The organism is Aerococcus viridans (assembly GCF_002871935.1).
GTDB classification, from domain to species: domain Bacteria; phylum Bacillota; class Bacilli; order Lactobacillales; family Aerococcaceae; genus Aerococcus; species Aerococcus viridans_B.
The window spans coordinates 1-17712 of sequence record NZ_PNHQ01000028.1 but is presented as its reverse complement, the minus strand read 5'-3'; the positions used below and the strand labels follow the sequence as shown (position 1 = coordinate 17712).

15 protein-coding genes are annotated in these 17712 nt (G+C 35.4%); 4 read left to right on the top strand and 11 right to left on the bottom strand.

The features are described 5' to 3' along the window. Window positions 1-127 precede the first annotated feature (127 nt). Together gorA and CJ191_RS08530 are read right to left on the bottom strand one after the other, a co-directional pair. Window positions 128-1480, bottom strand: a complete 1353-nt coding sequence (gene gorA / locus CJ191_RS08535; RefSeq protein WP_070468701.1) for a glutathione-disulfide reductase — start codon at window positions 1478-1480, stop codon at window positions 128-130. Then, window positions 1459-2157, bottom strand: coding sequence for a dihydrolipoamide dehydrogenase (locus CJ191_RS08530; RefSeq protein ID WP_070468699.1), 699 nt, complete (start codon window positions 2155-2157; stop codon window positions 1459-1461). The genes gorA and CJ191_RS08530 overlap by 22 nt, the downstream gene beginning before the upstream one ends. A 172-nt stretch (window positions 2158-2329) precedes the next feature. Here CJ191_RS08530 and CJ191_RS08525 point away from each other — a divergent pair, with 172 nt between their 5' ends. After that, entirely contained in the window at window positions 2330-3541 is a 1212-nt protein-coding gene (locus CJ191_RS08525; protein WP_257994166.1) for an O-antigen ligase family protein, read from the top strand. Between the two features lie 64 nt (window positions 3542-3605). On the opposite strand, the gene CJ191_RS08520 is transcribed toward CJ191_RS08525, so the two are convergent. The 3 genes from CJ191_RS08520 to CJ191_RS08510 all read right to left on the bottom strand — a co-directional run bounded on the left by CJ191_RS08520 (window position 3606) and on the right by CJ191_RS08510 (window position 8482). Continuing rightward, window positions 3606-4904 (bottom strand): uracil-xanthine permease family protein, encoded by a 1299-nt coding sequence (locus tag CJ191_RS08520; protein WP_102199515.1) that lies wholly within the window; start codon window positions 4902-4904, stop codon window positions 3606-3608. 315 nt (window positions 4905-5219) lie between these two features. Further along, complete coding sequence (gene argS / locus CJ191_RS08515) at window positions 5220-6920, bottom strand: arginine--tRNA ligase (RefSeq protein WP_102199514.1); 1701 nt, start codon at window positions 6918-6920, stop codon at window positions 5220-5222. A 491-nt stretch (window positions 6921-7411) separates the two neighbouring features. Beyond that, window positions 7412-8482, bottom strand: coding sequence for an iron-containing alcohol dehydrogenase family protein (locus CJ191_RS08510; protein ID WP_102199513.1), 1071 nt, complete (start codon window positions 8480-8482; stop codon window positions 7412-7414). Window positions 8483-8685: 203 nt separating this feature from the next. Here CJ191_RS08510 and CJ191_RS08505 point away from each other — a divergent pair, with 203 nt between their 5' ends. Beyond that, the gene (locus tag CJ191_RS08505) at window positions 8686-9447 is read left to right on the top strand and encodes a gamma-glutamyl-gamma-aminobutyrate hydrolase family protein (RefSeq protein WP_102199512.1); all 762 of its coding nucleotides are present in this window, start codon (window positions 8686-8688) and stop codon (window positions 9445-9447) included. Between the two features lie 88 nt (window positions 9448-9535). Next, window positions 9536-10468, top strand: coding sequence for a MetQ/NlpA family ABC transporter substrate-binding protein (locus tag CJ191_RS08500; RefSeq protein ID WP_102199511.1), 933 nt, complete (start codon window positions 9536-9538; stop codon window positions 10466-10468). A 91-nt stretch (window positions 10469-10559) separates the two neighbouring features. On the opposite strand, the gene CJ191_RS08495 is transcribed toward CJ191_RS08500, so the two are convergent. Beyond that, window positions 10560-12896 carry an ABC transporter ATP-binding protein/permease gene (locus CJ191_RS08495; RefSeq protein ID WP_070468197.1) on the bottom strand — a complete coding sequence of 779 codons (2337 nt, stop codon included), beginning with the start codon at window positions 12894-12896 and terminating at the stop codon, window positions 10560-10562. Between the two features lie 155 nt (window positions 12897-13051). Between CJ191_RS08495 and CJ191_RS08490 the strand changes: the two genes are divergently transcribed. Continuing rightward, window positions 13052-13588 (top strand): TetR/AcrR family transcriptional regulator, encoded by a 537-nt coding sequence (locus CJ191_RS08490; protein ID WP_070467390.1) that lies wholly within the window; start codon window positions 13052-13054, stop codon window positions 13586-13588. A 110-nt stretch (window positions 13589-13698) separates the two neighbouring features. Here the strand turns inward: CJ191_RS08490 and CJ191_RS08485 are convergent, their stop codons facing one another. The 5 genes from CJ191_RS08485 to CJ191_RS09195 all read right to left on the bottom strand — a co-directional run. Continuing rightward, on the bottom strand, window positions 13699-14058 hold the full coding sequence (locus CJ191_RS08485; RefSeq protein ID WP_070467392.1) for a glycine cleavage system protein H: 360 nt from the start codon (window positions 14056-14058) through the stop codon (window positions 13699-13701). 30 nt (window positions 14059-14088) lie between these two features. Further along, entirely contained in the window at window positions 14089-15378 is a 1290-nt protein-coding gene (locus CJ191_RS08480; protein WP_168125758.1) for an FtsW/RodA/SpoVE family cell cycle protein, read from the bottom strand. A gap of 14 nt (window positions 15379-15392) precedes the next feature. Continuing rightward, the gene (locus tag CJ191_RS08475; protein ID WP_246819020.1) at window positions 15393-16373 is read right to left on the bottom strand and encodes a YihY/virulence factor BrkB family protein; all 981 of its coding nucleotides are present in this window, start codon (window positions 16371-16373) and stop codon (window positions 15393-15395) included. Between the two features lie 170 nt (window positions 16374-16543). Then, entirely contained in the window at window positions 16544-17269 is a 726-nt protein-coding gene (locus CJ191_RS08470; RefSeq protein ID WP_102199510.1) for a hypothetical protein, read from the bottom strand. A gap of 232 nt (window positions 17270-17501) precedes the next feature. Continuing rightward, window positions 17502-17712: hypothetical protein (locus CJ191_RS09195; RefSeq protein WP_219721562.1), on the bottom strand; the 211-nt coding region annotated here is incomplete at its 5' end.

Below are 17712 nucleotides of genomic sequence, written 5' to 3'. Positions count from 1 at the left end.
AAAAGGGCCATGCTTATCTTGTAAATAAACATGACCCCTCCTTTATTAAAAACTTAATTAAAAAAATAACTGTGATTATTTATTTTTGGTCACCAACACTATTTGACACAGAACCTTTATTTTTTAACTACCTCATTGTTACAAATTCTTCTGCCCCTGTTGGATGAATAGCAATTGTTTGATCAAATTGTTTCTTAGTTAAACCTAATCGAACACCAACAGCAAAACCTTGCATCATTTCTTCAACTGCATAACCAATACCATGAACACCAATAACCACTTCATCAGGCCCTTGTGTAATTAACTTAAAACGTGCAGATTGGCGATTTTCAGAAACTGCTGAATACATAGGGGTGAAGTTTGAATTATAGACCTTCACTTGATCTGCGCCAAATATTTCTTTTGCAGCTTCTTCAGAATAACCAATCGCACCAATTGCAGGATGAGTGAAAATGACTGTTGGTACAGTATTATAATCTAGTAAGTAAGGTTCTGCATGATTAAAAAGCGTATCTGATAAGGTTCTACCTGCCATAATTGCTACTGGTGTGAGGTCCACCTTACCAATAACATCACCAAAAGCATACAATCCTTCTACATTAGTATGATGGTATTCATCAACTTTGATATGTCCTGATTCAGTTAAAATGACATCTGTATTCTCCAAACCGATATTATCCGTATTGGGTGTTCGTCCAATAGCATATATCACTTTTTCGGCTTCAGCAAAGTGACCATTTTTAAAGTTTACACGGAGCAAACCATTATCTAATTTTTCGACTGACTCAGGATCACTTTGTGTCAGTAATTCAATGCCAGTTCTCTTCATTTCGTCAACTAAAACTTCAATAATTGATGCATCATAATTACGTAATGGTCGATCATGTCGAACAGCTTGAGTTGTTTTGACACCTAAACCATTTAAGACACCTGCGAATTCTGTAGCTACATATCCTGCACCAATGATAAGGACACTTTTTGGTAAGGTTTCCCAATCAAAGAAATCATCAGAAGTATCTACTAAATCAATACCTGGTAGTTCAATTAAACGAGGACGTCCACCTGGTACGATGGCAATATGAGGTGCTGTATATTGTACACCGTCGACCTCTACGGTATGATTGTCGATAAATTTCGCCTCACCTGCTAAATAATGTGTACCACGTGACTCAAAACCAGAAGCATAACCTCTATGGACACGGTCAATATATGCATCTCTATTAGCTTTCATTGTTGTATAGTCAACTGGACCTTCTTCTGTGAAATTTAGCCCATATGCAGAACCATATTCATTGATTTGATCTCTTAACATTGTACCATGCCAAGAAATCTTTTTAGGCACACAACCTCGGTTGACACATGTGCCACCCACATCTCTTTTCTCAATAATTAGTGCTTTGGCCCCATATTCAGCTGCGCGGTTAGCTGAAGCTATACCAGCACTGCCGCCGCCGATACTTATATAATCATATCTTTCCATTCTTTCCACTCTTTCCCAAATATTTGTTTTTTCTTACGTTCTTCAGATTCTTTAGCCTGCTTTTCTAAAAAATTTACCCTTGCTTGATTGGTCTTTATAGTAATATCCTCTGTAAAATCATTTGGCTCTTCTTTTAGTGAAACATCTGTCGATGATGTTTGAATTGGTTCCAAATAGATATAGGCATTTGTCTGTTTAGCAGGAATAATCGCTTTGTAATTACCATGATTATCATAGGCTTTAAAATATAAATCATATTTGTCATCATATGCGTAAGCATATACAAGTAGCCAATGATTTTTATAAGAGGACCCTAAATATTTTAAAGTACCTACAATAACAGGTGATTGGTATTGATCAATTATTTTAGGCACTTCAATATCGGGTAATAATCCAGATTTTGCGCGATAGTTCTTGAAATTAAATATCGAATTTAACCCATTCTCTACATTCCAGTAGAAAGTACCACTATGTAGATGGTAATCATCAATTACTTTTTTAAAAGCGTCAATAAGGTCATTTTTCTCCATTTGATGGTTGGTATCTCTTAAAACCGTATAATGTGTTAATACTGCAGCACAGTAGGTACCACAAATACCAGGACTACCGTTGTTGATCCAAGACTTGTAAGATCTGAAATCTTTTTCATCAAGCCCAGTCCAAATGAGTTTTTCCATATCTGTCCCTCCAATTAATATAACTCATTATATCATTATTCAAGACATCTTTTAATTATACTGCTTGATATTAAGGTGTTAAAAATATAATAATATTAAAGGCTGGATATGTTTTTTCGGTAAAAAGTTGCTATAATGATATCTATGATTATATTAGGGAGGTGTACTTTTGGTGAATAGACCAGAAGCTCAACTAACCTGGCCAGTTCAATCATTACTGATTGCGATTTTATTTATCAGTAACTTATTTCCGTTTTACATGACACTTGTTACATTCGCTGTAATATTTATATTTCTATTCATGTTAGGACTTCTTGGGCCCCGGCACATTAAACGAGAGGTACCTACCTCAATATGGGTATTTATTGCTTATTCAGCTGTGATTTCATTTATCTTTCAAAACTGGGCAGGATTAGGTATATCAATTGCTTTTATTCCAATCGCAATTTACTTTAACTATTACCAGCAAGTTATTCGACCCTATTTTGTTGAAGAATTATTAAACATTGCTTTAATTGGTTCATTTATTATTTTTATATTTGCAACATTTGAATATTTAAATTGGGTGCCTGAATGGGATTATAGTTTTATATCTCCTGAAATTAATCGTATCCATAATGGAAGAGCTGAAGCAACTTTTGCGAATCCTAATTACTATGCCATGATGCTAGAATTTTTCTTCTTTATTGGTCTTTACAAAATGATGCGGACAACCAAATACCGCAAAAAAATGGTTTTCTTATTCATATCACTTTGCAACCTGTTCGCGATTATTTATACTGGAACTCGTACATCACTCCTTGTGGTGATTGGTACGCTCTTTGTATTCTATTTCGTATTGGGTTATAAAAAAATAGCCGTTGGTACATTTCTCACTGCTAGCATCGGTACCCTACTTTCGATAAAACTAGGTTTTCTTCCAAGATTTGAAGATTTAGGTTTTGCTTTTGAGGACAGATTCGTCATTTGGGAAATTGCTTTAAAGGGATTAAGAGATAACTTTTGGTTTGGACAAGGTCCACTTACTTATCTAAATGTTTGGCAGGATTACGGTGAAAAGTATACCCAACACGCGCACAATATCATCTTAGATACCTTACTTTCATACGGTGTGGTTGGTAGCGGTATCCTACTACCCTCGATCATATCGCTTGGTAAAAAAATCCTCCAAATGCGAAAATATCCTATTCTTAGAAGGCGTTTAGCCTTAGTATGTAGTTTCTGCAGTATCGTATTATTACATGGTATGTTTGACTTAACAATATTTTGGTTACAAACAGCCTTTTTATTCTTGTTTGTAATCCTTGCAATCTATAACATGTATCACGAAGTAGAGACGAACCCTGAACTACAAGGTGATAATAAAGATTATTCAAGAGATTAAGCTATATATAACAACAGGCGGTTCGGACATTCTGTCCAAACCGCCTTTCCTTTACATAGAATAACTATTTTACGTCCTTATTCGGTTTGAATGATACTTCTGCAGGTAAAATTTGGTTTAATACGATACCAACGATTGCTGATAAAGCAGTTCCTGAGAACGTAAGGTAACCTAAATCTATAACAGCACCACCTAAACCAATAACTAACATAGCTGAAGCAATAATTAAATTACGTACTTGATTGAAATCAAGTTGCTCCTCAATCATTACTTTTAAACCATTACTTGCGATAATACCATATAGCAAAATAGACATTCCACCAATAACCGCATTAGGTATAGTAGAAATCAAAGCAGTGAATTTTCCTAAGAAAGCTAGAATAATGGCAATAATTGCCGCATTCCGAATAACTGACACTGATGCAACCCTAGTTAGACCAATTACACCAGTATTTTCACCGTAAGTTGTATTTGCGGGACCGCCAATGAAGGCTGATACAGCTGTTGCTACCCCATCACCAATTAACGTTCTACTTAAACCAGGATTTTTGATGAAATTACGTCCAAGAATTTTACCTAATACTGTATGGTCCCCAATATGTTCAGAGATCGTAACCAAAATGATTGGCACAATTGCCCAAGTCTCTGGACCGAAGTATAAGTTGTAAGATTCAAAGTGATTTGTTTTAAATGGCAAATAAATATCAGGTAATTCAAACCAATTTGCTTCTATAACAGGCGTAAAATCAAGGATTCCTAGTAGTAAAGCAACTATATAACCACCAATAATTCCTACTAAGAAAGGAATTACCTTAAAGAAACCTTTAGCTCTTGTTTGGACAATCGCTGTAATTAAGAAAGTAGCTATAGCAACTACAATACTTCTGATATCACCATCTTCAACAAAGCCCGCATTCGTTACTGCACTAGAAGATAGACCCAATCCAATAACCATAATCATAGGACCGATTACGATTGGCGGTAATAGTCTATCAATCCAATTAGTCCCAGTAAAATGAATGACAAGCGCCACTATAACATAGGTAATCCCTGAAATTATCACGCCAGTTTGTGCAGCTGAAATATCTCCACCCATTTGTTGAATCGCAATCTGCATAGCTGTGATATAAGCAAATGAAGAGCCCAAATATACAGGTACTTTAGCTTTCGTAGCAACTTGATAAATTAAAGTACCAATTCCGCTCGCAAAAAGAGCAACAGATACAGGCATTCCTAAAAGAATCGGCACCAATACTGTTGCTCCAAACATTGCAAATACATGTTGAAAACTCAATAATAAACCTTTCGCGAACGATGGTTTTTCTTCTACATCTAATAAAAGTGGTTTCGCTTTAATTGCCATAACTCACATCTCCCTCAAATTTGTTTTCCCTTATTTTCCAAAAAAAATAAGGCCATTCGCAAATTGACCTAAGAACACAATTGTTATTATGTGATCACATCTCGAGTCTGCTCTCAATGTTTCACAGGATTTTATGCTTCTATCATTCTATAGGACTTAGGCAATTAAAGTCAATATTTTTTACGGTTTTTTTGATTAAGATGAACATTCTCTATGAAATATGATTTATAAGTAAATAAAAAAAGAAAGGAAACATGTCCCTTCTCTTTTTAAAACATTTTTTGTTTAATTTCATTTAATTTTAGTAAGCCATCACTACATTTGATTTGGTGCTTCTACACCAAGAATAGCTAGCCCAGACTCTAATACTTTTGTAAGCGCATAAACTAATGCTAAACGTGATTGTAAGTGTTCATCTTCAACTAAAATACGTGTGTGTGCATAGTATTTATTGAATTGTTGAGATAAGGCTAACAAGTATTTAGCAATAACAGATGGTTCATACTTTTCATATGCACTAGCAACAATATCAGGGTAACGGTTCAATTCTTTCAATACTTGGAAAGCTTCGTCGCTATCTAAATTGAAGTTAGCTATTTGCGAGATTTCAGCAGGATCAAAGTTGCCTTTACGTAAAATTGAGTGGGCACGAGCATTCGCATATTGAACATATGGACCAGTTTCTCCTTCGAATTGGACAACTTCTTCTAAATTAAAATCAAAATTATTTAGGCGATCATTTTTAAGGTCATGGAAAATTACTGCACCAACACCAACTTGATGTGCAACCTCTTCTTTATTTTCCAGATTAGGGTTTTTCTCATTAATTTGTTTGAAAGCTAAATCAATAGCATCATTTAATACATCTTCCAATAAAACAACATTACCTTTACGTGTAGACAATTTTTTCCCATTTTGTGTAATTAAGCCAAATGGAATGTGATTAATATCAGTTGCCCAATCGTAGCCCATTAATTCTAAGACTGCTTTTAATTGTTTGAAATGATTACTTTGTTCATTTCCTACAGCATAGAGTGATTGATCAAAATTATATGTATCTTTACGGTATAAGGCTGTCGCTAAATCACGGGTGATATATAAAGTAGCCCCATCAGATTTTTTAATTAAAGCAGGGTTCAAATTATAAGCCTCTAGATCAACGATAGTTGCGCCACGGTCTACTTTTAACAAGCCTTTTTTATCTAACTCTTCAATAACAGCTGGCATTTTATCAGAGTAAAAAGCTTCTCCATTATATGAATCAAATTGGATACCCAAAATATCATATACACGTTGGAATTCTTTTAAGGACTCTTCTTTAAACCATTTCCATAATTCATACGCTTCTGGATCGCCGTCTTCCAATTTTTTAAACCATAGACGTCCTTCATCTTCAAGACTTTCATCTTGTTCAGCTTCTTCATGGAATTTAACATAATATTTTAATAATTCTTTAATTGGATTTTGGCGCACAGCTTCTTCTGAACCCCATTTTTTATAACCCACAATCAATTTACCAAATTGTGTACCCCAATCACCTAAGTGGTTTATTCGTACCGGGTTAAAGCCCACTTTTTCCGTGATATTGGCAATAGCATTACCAATAACTGTTGAACGTAAGTGCCCCATTGACATTGGTTTAGCTATATTTGGACTGGACATATCAATGGTAATATTTTCCCCATGGCCAATTGTGAGTTCACCATAATGATTCCCCGCTTCACAAATTTCTGTCAGAATAGCTTGAGTTATCAATGTTTGATTAAGGAAAAAGTTGATGTATGGTCCAACAGCTTCAACGTGATCAATAATGTCACCTGTCATTTGTGTCGCTAAGTCTTGTGCAATGGCTTGCGGTGCTTTTCGTAATGTTTTAGCAAAAACGAAACATGGAAAAGCAATATCCCCATGTCCTTCATGTTTTGGTACTTCTAGCAGATTTTGAATTTGGTCTAAGGTCAGCTCAGTTTCAATATTTGACTTGATGACTTGGGCTACTTGATTTTTTAAGTCCATTAAGTGTTCTCCTCTCGAAAAATAAGACAAATCATCAACTTAGTTAGATGCTAACTTGCCTTCTATTTTCATTTATATAATTAAGTTTGCTTCATGAACCTACGTATCATAAGAGTAATTTCATACAATCTCATTCAATTCATTCAGCACATAAATTAAATACCTATCACCAGGGTTCAGGCATTTTGTAAAAACTGCTTTACAATTCATCCATTGTATCACTTTTTCGCTAGATATAAAAGACTGTTCCTATGTAAAACGCCTTTATCATCTTCATTTTATCATGATTCTTGCAGCTACAGCAAAATATATATCACTTAATGTTACAATCCCATTATCAACAAGAAGCAAGGATAAAAATATCTCAGCCTCTCATAGCAATATGAAAACGTTTATCATCGGGTTTCAAAAGTCAGCATTGTTTGATACTTCCAAAAATGCGCCAATTCTAAACGACTGTTATCTCACCTTCTATAAACCAAGTTCAATCTCTATGCATTCAATTTTTCTACTTCTCTAATAGCATCTTCCACCATCTTGCGGTCAATAGGGAAAGGTGAGGTTTCAATATGGTCTAATGTAAAAGCCTTATCTAAAACTATTCTTAAATCTTCATCACTTTCAATACTTAATGATTTTAATGAGGTTGGCAATCCTACAGAGATCATGAAGTCGCGAATCGCTTTAAGTTGATCAAATTGTTTAGCCAACTGTAAGACAATTAATACCCCATAAGAAACAATTTCACCATGCAAATGATTCTTACCTTGTGGTAATACTGTTACACCATAGTAGAATGAATGTGCGAAATGACCATTATAGTCGTGATCTACCAGAACTGAAGTATATGAAGTTGTCCCAAGAGTTTCAAATAAAATATTATCAATTGCTAGAGACTCCTTATGCGCTTTAGCAGCTTCAATAGCGGCTAAACCATTTTCCATGATACGTTGATTAGTGCCTTGAACGATATGAACGCCTAGCGTATTTTTGTAGGCTAACTCTCTACCTTCGGCTGAAAAAGTGGCTTCAACTTCCTTAGAAATCGCATCTCCAATACCTGCCCAAATATACTTCTCAGGTGCTTGTGCAATGATAGTTGAATCTGCAAACGAATGCACTGCTGGGATATCAAGTCTATAGGAACCCGCAGATTCATGATTATCATGGTATAAGACACATACAGCTGATGTTGGCGCACAATTCGAAGCGATTGTTGGGAAAGTAAAAACTGGTTTATCTAGTTTATCAGCGACTGTTTTTCCTGTATCAATGGCGCGACCACCACCTATCGCAAAAATCATATCTGCTGCCTGAACTTGTTCTAAACTTACTAAATGTTCGATATTACTATACGATGCTTCACCACCATACCATTCAATCGCTGTAATGGTTAAACCACACTTCTCAATCTCCGGTTGTAAACGTGGTAAACTTTTTTCTAAGGCAGTTTTACCTCCTATGATGGCGACTTTTTCACCAATAAAACCTGTATATTTTTTTATTTCTTGATAGGCATCCGGTCCTATAGTAAAACTGGGTAAGTTAACGGACAAACTCATCTTTAATTCCCACTTTCTTTAGGATATTACAATCAATATACCATTCAACTTCGCAATTAGCGAAGTTTCTAGCTTGAATTTCAACACTTATTTACGATCACTTTTAATTCTTTTCATATATCAATGAGTATAAGTAGTCTAAGTTGACCCTCCTCCTATCTTTGTTGGTATAATAGGTAGAAATCAAAGTTTGGAGTGACAGTATGAATAATAAGATATCCACTTATAAACGCATTATCGGCGTTACTGGGAACCATAACGCCCTTGATCATGATTGGGATGAATTTATGCGTGACTATAGTCCGCATGGTTATAGTAAATCATTAACTATGGCGGGCCATATGCCAATTATTATCCCATTACAAGAAGACTTAGCCTTGGCTGAACAATACGTTGCTAATCTAGATGGTTTAGTATTTACTGGGGGGCAAGACGTTTCCCCGCTATTATATGGTCGTGAACCTTCTCCAAAGTTGCAAAGTGTCTATCCGCCACGTGATCGATGGGAGCGTGCGCTATTTGAAGCAGCAACCAAGAAGAATATTCCTATCTTAGCTATTTGTCGTGGTTTCCAGTTAATTAACATTTTATTGAATGGTACCATTTATCAAGACTTAAGTGAGTATCCTATCGGTCAAGCAAATGCTGTACAGCACATCCAGAATTGGAGTCGTATGCACTTTCCTCACCACTCTATACAATTGGAAAAAGGCTCAATTATTAGTAATCTTTTTGACAATCCTAAAACATTGCTCATCAATACTTATCACCACCAAGTAATAGAAGACTTATCGCCGTTGCTTAAGGCCACAGCTTGGGCTAATGATGGTGTAATCGAAGCTTATGAAGTGGATAAGAGCAAATCAACATACAATATATTAGGGATACAGTGGCATCCAGAAATGATGACAGATAATGAAGATGCGAATATGCTACCTATATTCAAGTGGTTCCATAATTTTTAGTTGTTTAAATCGCTTTCTTTTTATAGTATATTAATTTAGAGTGTAATAGATTTAAAATTAAACTATAACAGAATATGGGAGGATTTTTATGAAATTTGGTAAATTATTATGGGTTTTATTAATACCCTTTCTAGTAGCATGTGGTATGACCAACTATTCGGAAAGTGCAAACAATGATGACCCTACTACAAGCCAAACTACAAGTGAAGTAAATAATAATGATGAAGTAGTCAATTTAAAAGTCGGTGTTGTATCTTCTATCACTGAAGATATTTGGACATCTGTTGCTGAGCGTTTGGCTGAAAATGGGAGTAATATCAACCTAGATGTAGTCCTTTTTAGCGATTTTACTGCTGCTAATACCGCGTTAGCTGAAGGCGAGATTGACTTAAATAACTTCCAATACATTCCCTTTATGTATACTTTCAACCAAGAACAAAATAGTAATATTCGTCCTATCGCCTTCTCACGTGCTTCTCTATTAGGGCTATTTGCTAGTGATGATTCAGTAAAAACGGTTGACGATATACCTGAGCATGCTGAGATTGGATTAAACGATGATGCTGTTAGTATAGGTTATATTTTCAACTTTCTAGATGCCATTGGTTTAATTACTCTAGATGATAGTGCAGGAACTTTTCCCACTGAAGCAGATATCATTAGTAATCCAAAAAAAATCCAATTCACTTATATGCCAGCTGCTCAATTACCACGGTCATTAGTTGATTTAGATTTAGCTGTTTCATCAACTTCTTACTTTGTAGATGCTGGCTTAACTGCTGATGATGCGATTGCTTTGGAAGACCCTGAGCAAACACCACCCGAGTATTTCTTATCTATCGCTGTTAGAGGTGATGAACTAGAAGACCCAAACCTACAAACCGTTGTGAATGCTTATATGTCACCTGAAACCGATGAATTTGCCAAAACTGTAGACACGACATATACACCAGTATGGGCACAAAATATTGATGCCAATCAAGTATATGAAAACTATGCAAAAGCGAAAGAAAATCAATAAATATATCTATATATAAAAATTCTCCTAAGTTTCATGCTATTCACATTAGACCTAGGAGGATTATTTTATATTCTTTTTTTTAAAAAAACGACTAGTCAGCACGTAGCGCTTCAGCAGCATCTTTTTTCGCTGCTATACGAGCTGGAATATGACCACCTAAAACAGTTAAAATAGTTGAGATAATTAATAAAGTCACTGCATGCACTGGGTCTAATACTGCCACATTTTTCAAGTCAGTTAATGATTCAATTAATATATTAATTGGGAACGTTAATAAGTAAGCCGTCCCAACCCCAATTAATCCAGACAAGAAACCTAAAATGAGTGTTTCCGAGTCAAATACACGCGTGATATCTTTTTTTCGAGCGCCTAGTGCCTTTAATACACCAATTTCTTTCGTACGCTCTAACACTGACGTGTATGTAATAATCCCAATCATAATCATTGAAGTCACTAATGAAATCGCAGCGAAAGCCACTAATACATATGTTGTCGCATTCATGATACCGCCAGTTAATTCTGTCACCGTGCCGGCTAAGTCTGTATATAAAACTTTCTCATCTTCTGACTTACCTTCGTTATAAGCATCCAGATATGACAGTACCTCATCTTTTGTCTCAAAGTTTTTAGGGTAAATCATAATGGATGATGGAATAGGATTCGCACCAAGCGCTGTTAGAACTTGTTCTTTACCTGCATCGTCTAGCGTTTCACCTGTTAATACTGAATGATCACTATCATTTTGTGCTTGGACAATAGCTGAATCTTGATTACTTTTAATTATTGACTCTGTTAAAGCATTCGAATAATTAATCCCCTCTGTTAAAATAGCCATCGTTGCATCCTCTTTTGGTCGGATAACAGCTGACACACGAAGGGTTTGATTGTTATCGTTATTATAGACATCATTCAAATCTTGATTAGGAATGAAAGTACCTGAAGGCAACTTTTGATAATAAGCATCATTAGCCGCAAGGACAACTTCTGTACCGATGATATCATCGAAGGCAATTTCATCACCATTTTCATAATCAAAGCCTAAATTATTCAAGGCATTGATATTGACTTTATTATACTCATCAACTACTAATACAAGATCTGTTTCTTCCGTAGGCAACTCCCCTTGAAGCACATCATAGTTTTCTGAAAAAAAGGCATTCTCATTACCTGAAGTAGCTTCTGGAAATGTAGAAGCACCCATACCAGAAGAAGTCGCATAGAAACTTTGGATGTCACTAGTAGCTGAATCTTGATCATAATTTGAGAAAGCAACTTGCTGAACTTCACCATCTACGTCACGTAGTAGATTTAACTGTGCTGAATAGGTATAGTTTAAAGCTTCAATCAATTGAGGATCAATATCATTTACGTATTGCACAAGGTCATCAGTAATATCATTCTCGTGTTGTCCAGCTGAAGCTGGATCCTCGTTAGCAATCACTATATCTTCACTTGGATATTCAGTTTCTTCCTCAGAAGACGTTGTAAAATTAGAAGTATCTTGTGCTACTTGAGAAATAGTGACTGGAAATTGCGCACTGGTTTCAGCTTGAGTAGAATCGATTTGTTTTTGAAAACCATTTGAAAGAGAGAGTACAACAGCAATTGAAATAATACCAATACTTGAAGCAAAAGACGTGATAAATGTCCGCCCTTTTTTTGTCATAATATTTTTAAAAGAGAGATTTAGCGCAGTTAAATAGGACATGCCAGTTCGACGCATATCTAAAGTAGCGCCTACATCTTCATTATCGTATGCATTGGAGTCATTGATTACTTTACCGTCTTTAAAATTGATAATACGATCCGCGTATTGGTTAGCCAACTCTCCATCATGAGTAACCATAATCACCAATTTTTCAGTAGACAAATCCTGTATCAAATCCATGATTTGTTGGCCAGTTTCAGAGTCTAGAGCTCCAGTTGGTTCATCACATAATAATACATCAGGATCATTAGCTAAAGCCCGTGCAATTGCCACACGTTGCATTTGACCTCCAGACAGTTGATTGGGTTGTTTATGTATATGATCTTCAAGGCCTACACGAATTAGCGCACGTTTAGCTTTTTCTCGTTTTTCTTCCTTTGCCACACCAGACAACGTCATCCCTAATTCAACATTACTCAATACATCTAAATGACTGATAATATTATAAGATTGGAAAATAAATCCAATTGAATTATTACGATACGCATCCCAATCTAAATCTTTAAAATTTTTAGTTGATTGGCCATTAATCACCATATCTCCCGAGTCATATCGGTCTAATCCGCCAATTACATTCAGTAATGTGGTCTTTCCGGAACCAGAGGGACCTAGTATTGCAACAAATTCTTGTTTTCTAAAAGCTAGCGAAACATCATTTAACGCATGTGTTACTGTTTCACCAACTTGATAAGTTTTCCTTAGATTCTTTAGTTCTAACATTTATTAAAACTCCTTTTAATTTTACTGCTATTAAGCTTATTACATATTGTTTCTCATGACTAGAACAAAATAGGACAATATGTCTTATTTTTTTGAATATGGTAAAATTTACTTATACATCACTAGCATGCTTTATAAATTGAAAGGACGAACAAATGACCAAAACGAGTAAAACCATTCAAACGCGACAAAATATTCAAAATGCACTCATTTCGTTGATGGAAACTCAATCATTTAATACGATTACCATTGCAAATATCGTGAAAGAGGCTGGATTAAATCGGTCAACATTTTACCGCTATTTCGATGACAAATATACTTTGGTGGAAGAGATTGAAAATGAAATTATCAATCATTTAGAAAATACAATAATCAGTCAAGGTGATTTATTATTATCAGACTCAGATAAGTATGATGTACTTTTTCATGTACTATCGTATTTCTCTAAAGAAGCCTCTATAGCTACTATCCTACTTGGTGAGAATGGTGATCCATCATTTGTTCATAAATTGACAAAATCAATAAAAGAGCATTTCCCTATAGGCACAAAAGAAGCAGAACTACCTAGCAAATATACGGAATTAGTTAACGATGTAAAAGCTTCAGCAGTTATCCATTTCTTATCTAAGTTTGACACATACCTCAAAAAATATACTATCGAAGAAATTGCCTACTTCTTTTCCCTAATGTAAAAAAAACTGGATCTCTACCAAGCATATATAAAGGCCCGCAAAAGTTAGACCAAAAATCTAACTTTTGCGAGCCTCTACAATATTGGCTACGAGATCCAGCTTTCTAATTTTTAGTTTTTAATTGGTTGATCTTCTAATAGAAAACTATTCCAATGAATATTCTGATCACTGTTTACAATAACCAGCCATTTTCGACCCTCATCGCTATCGTTCAATATATCTGGTTCATCCACTAGTAAGCTATTTTTCGAAAGAATTTTCCCTGATATTGGTGCTAACATATCTGTAACCGCCTTTGATCCCTCTACTGAGAAAAAAGGTTTTCCTTCAATAAGCTCATGATCATCAAAAAATGCAAAGTAAGAAACATCACCTACAGCATTAGACCCGTATGCAGATAAGCCGATACGGATTGCTCCATTCTCAAGTTCTTCAAGATATAAGCCTTCTTTACTATATACTTTATGCAAACTTTTTCACCTCTAAAATGATTGATAATACTAGGTTAGTTTATCTAAAATCTGCCTTGGTATTAGACGATTAATCCAACGAATAGCTCTTACAACCGGATTCTTAGTCAGCTGTGACTCTTCTAATCCTTCATTATACTTGATGGATAAAATCAAACCAATACTGATCATACTAGTAATCAGTGCAGTACCTCCAGCTGATATCAACGGTAAAGGTATACCTGTTAGTGGTAATAATCCAATTGACATACCGATATTTTCTACGATGTGGAAGGCAAACATCATGACTACACCAGAAACCATTGAAGCATAGAAAGCATCATGTGCTCTAAAGGCAACTGAGATCATTTGGAATATTAAAATAAAGTACAACAATACAACAAAGCTAGCCCCAATAAAACCAAAATTCTCACCAATTGTTGAAAAAATCATATCCGACTCTCTAACCGGTACATGGACTTGGAATTGTCCTAAACCTTTTCCAAGGATACCCCCAGAACCAATAGCTTTTAGGCTTTGGGCCAATTGATAAGACTCATTTGCTGAATTACCAAAAGGATTTAACCATGAGTCAATACGCGCAAATTGATAGTCTTGGAAACCTAAGTAATATAATAGGTCACGTTGGTAAACTACTAATATAATCAGTACTAGCGCAATAACTGCAAAAAATATGAAAGCCGGTAAAATAATGTACCAAGTGATTCCTGAGACAAAAATAATGCCAATAAACATCATCAAGAAAACCAATGTTGTCCCTAGGTCATTTTGAGCGATAATTAAAGCAACTGGCGGCATTGTCCAGAGTGTCAATTTTAATAAAAAACGACCATCAAACTTAACCCGCTCTACAATGCTCATATCCTCAACGCCAACTCTACGTCCTTCATCATTATAGCCTTGTACTAAATAAGCCATCATAATAATATAAGCAACTTTCATTAACTCAGAAGGTTGCAAAGACAATGGACCGATTGTGATCCATGAATGTGCACCATTAGAAACAGCCAGTTCTCGGTCATAAAAGATTAACACCAAAACCAAAAGTATCAATCCTAAACCATAAGCGGCTGGTGCAAAATGATATAAGGTTTCCCGATCCAATTGCATCACAACAGCAGCAGCTACCGCTCCTACTGCAAACCAAGCGATTTGCATAATAGTGGCTGAGTAAGAACCAGAATCGTACTGTAAATATGTCGTTGAAAAAATTGTCGCAATACTCACTAAAGCTAACAATATGACGCATATGACGATAGTGATATCGACTCTACTTGTTGGTTTCTTTTTTAATCGTCGATTTGACGAACGTTTTTCCAAAATAATGCGCCCCTTTAATCTTTATTTACTTGTGGTCTCGCAGGATTATCCATTATGGTTATATCACCTGGTTGACGCTTTAATGTTCCTAATACGATTGTCTTTTCATCCATAAACGGGAAGTTCACAGATGTTGTTGTATGATAATTTGGACTCGAGTCGATAAACTCTTTCACATTTTTCAAACGATACACAATATGATTAATCAACGCACCTGCAATTAACACAATCGATGTCAACCAAAGATAAAGCATTAACACAATGAATACGCCGATTGTACCGTTAGAAACAGAAGATCCTCCAAAATTATTAACATAAAAACTAAATCCACTAGATAATACGGCAGAAAGAACTGTCGCAACAATCGCACCTGGTACCGCAAACTTAATGGCATATTTATGATGTGGAATAAATTGATAGATAAAAGTAAATGCCAAGATCAATACGATTAATAGAATCGGCCATTTCACACTAGTGAATATATCAAACAATTGTATTGGTACATCAACAAACTGATTTATAGTCTCTAAAAGCGTTTGCCCAAAAACAAATAACACACTCAACGCTACAGCAATAATCGCTAATACGATGGCTATCGCAAATGAAAATAACCTAGTAATAATAAAATTAGGCTTATCTGTAATGCCGTAAGTCCGATTTAGCACATTTTGCATAGTCCCAAAGGCAGTTGACCCTGACCAAAGAATCAATATAAATGACACCGATAAAGCACTTGTTGTATCAGACGATAGATAAGACTCCAGTGTAGGTACAATAATTGGCTCTACTTGATCTGGTAATAACGTTTCAAGCAAAGCTACTACTGAATCAGGTTCAAAAGGGAGCATCGGAATGATGTTGGCAATCATCATCAGTAATGGAAACAAGGATAATAAAAAGTAATAGGACATTTCTGCAGCACTACCAGCAATATTTGCCTGATTAACCGAAGCCAAAATGATTGGAATAACACGATTCTTCAATTTATCTTTCACTCTTGTCACCTCAATTCTATATTTATAATACTACTTAATTTAAAGGCATTAAACAAGTTTTCTTCTTTGATTTGATCCAAATAAAAACTGGTGCTTTTAAATAAATGCCAGCTACCTTTTAGCATCATTCAAATCACCAGTTTTCATTTATTTGTATACACTAAGCGATTCTATTGTCCTGTATTTTGCCAAGTACCACTCACTACATCCATGACCATTAATGTACCAGTATAAGCATCATAACGATAAGTTGCAATTAAATTAGAATGGCCTTGCCCATCTGGTGATTGTCTGAAAACATCAACTTGTGCTAAATTTTCATTCACTAATGTTGGTAAGAAGAAATACTCATCAGACTGATATGCACCTTGCGAATCTGCAGAAATTAGTGGTGCTGCTTCAGATAGCAATTCACGGGCACGGTTGTTATCAAAAGCCCCTTGATTAGCTGTTGGTTGTCCAGTAGTTGCATTTGAATCTTGCGCTTCAACTTCACTTGATGGTACAGCTTCAGATGACTGTGATTCCACTTCCAGTTCCGCAGCAATAATTGATGATTCAATTTCTTCAGTCGTCATTGCCTGCGCATTAGCCGCTTCACTAGCAACCGACGAACTTGTATCAACTTCCTCAGCTAATCCTGTTTCCTCGCTTGACGCAACTACGCCATCACTTTCTGAATCTGAAGGCTCTTTTGAAGACGCATCGTTAGTTGAAGAGCTATCAGAATCTACAGCATTTAGAGATGCACTTTCATATGATGTTGAAGAAGAACTGCTTTCTTCACTAGATACTGTCTCAGCTGAATATATACCCAATGCAGTATCCACATTATTACAAGCTGTCAATGATAAAGCTAATAAAGAAATACCTAAAACTGAATAAACTTTTTTCATGGTTCTACCTCCCATTTATCTTATAACTATTTTATCATAATAATTCAAATTATAAGCATAAACTGACGTATCTTTACAAAAGGTTAATTTTCTTATGTATATTAAGTAACACCTCGCTTATAGAAACATGTAGTGATATATTTTTTAGTAAGCTATCTAACTTGACCATACTAATGAGAATCTGCGAATAGAATGAAACAGCAATAATCTTTAAGATAACATTCAAACCACATTAAATGTTTATTCGCACGTTACCAAGAATAAACGAAAAGATACCGCTGAAAAGTTCTCGAATTTCATGGATTTTTAAGTTTAACAGTTGGTTTAACAGTTGGTTAGAGTTTTTTGGTTCTATGATAAATAGTGTTGGTGGGAAATTCTTAGGAATTTCCGCCAGCACTATTTTTGGGTATACAAAAAGGCCATGAAATCCTAAAATAAAG

Coding starts and splice junctions, on each gene's coding strand:
- gorA (WP_070468701.1), bottom strand. CDS start 1,480: ATGGAAAGATATGATTATATAAGTATCGGCGGCGGCAGTGCTGGTATA.
- CJ191_RS08530 (WP_070468699.1), bottom strand. CDS start 2,157: ATGGAAAAACTCATTTGGACTGGGCTTGATGAAAAAGATTTCAGATCT.
- CJ191_RS08520 (WP_102199515.1), bottom strand. CDS start 4,904: ATGGCAATTAAAGCGAAACCACTTTTATTAGATGTAGAAGAAAAACCA.
- argS (WP_102199514.1), bottom strand. CDS start 6,920: ATGGACTTAAAAAATCAAGTAGCCCAAGTCATCAAGTCAAATATTGAA.
- CJ191_RS08510 (WP_102199513.1), bottom strand. CDS start 8,482: ATGAGTTTGTCCGTTAACTTACCCAGTTTTACTATAGGACCGGATGCC.
- CJ191_RS08505 (WP_102199512.1), top strand. CDS start 8,686: ATGAATAATAAGATATCCACTTATAAACGCATTATCGGCGTTACTGGG.
- CJ191_RS08500 (WP_102199511.1), top strand. CDS start 9,536: ATGAAATTTGGTAAATTATTATGGGTTTTATTAATACCCTTTCTAGTA.
- CJ191_RS08495 (WP_070468197.1), bottom strand. CDS start 12,896: ATGTTAGAACTAAAGAATCTAAGGAAAACTTATCAAGTTGGTGAAACA.
- CJ191_RS08490 (WP_070467390.1), top strand. CDS start 13,052: ATGACCAAAACGAGTAAAACCATTCAAACGCGACAAAATATTCAAAAT.
- CJ191_RS08470 (WP_102199510.1), bottom strand. CDS start 17,269: ATGAAAAAAGTTTATTCAGTTTTAGGTATTTCTTTATTAGCTTTATCA.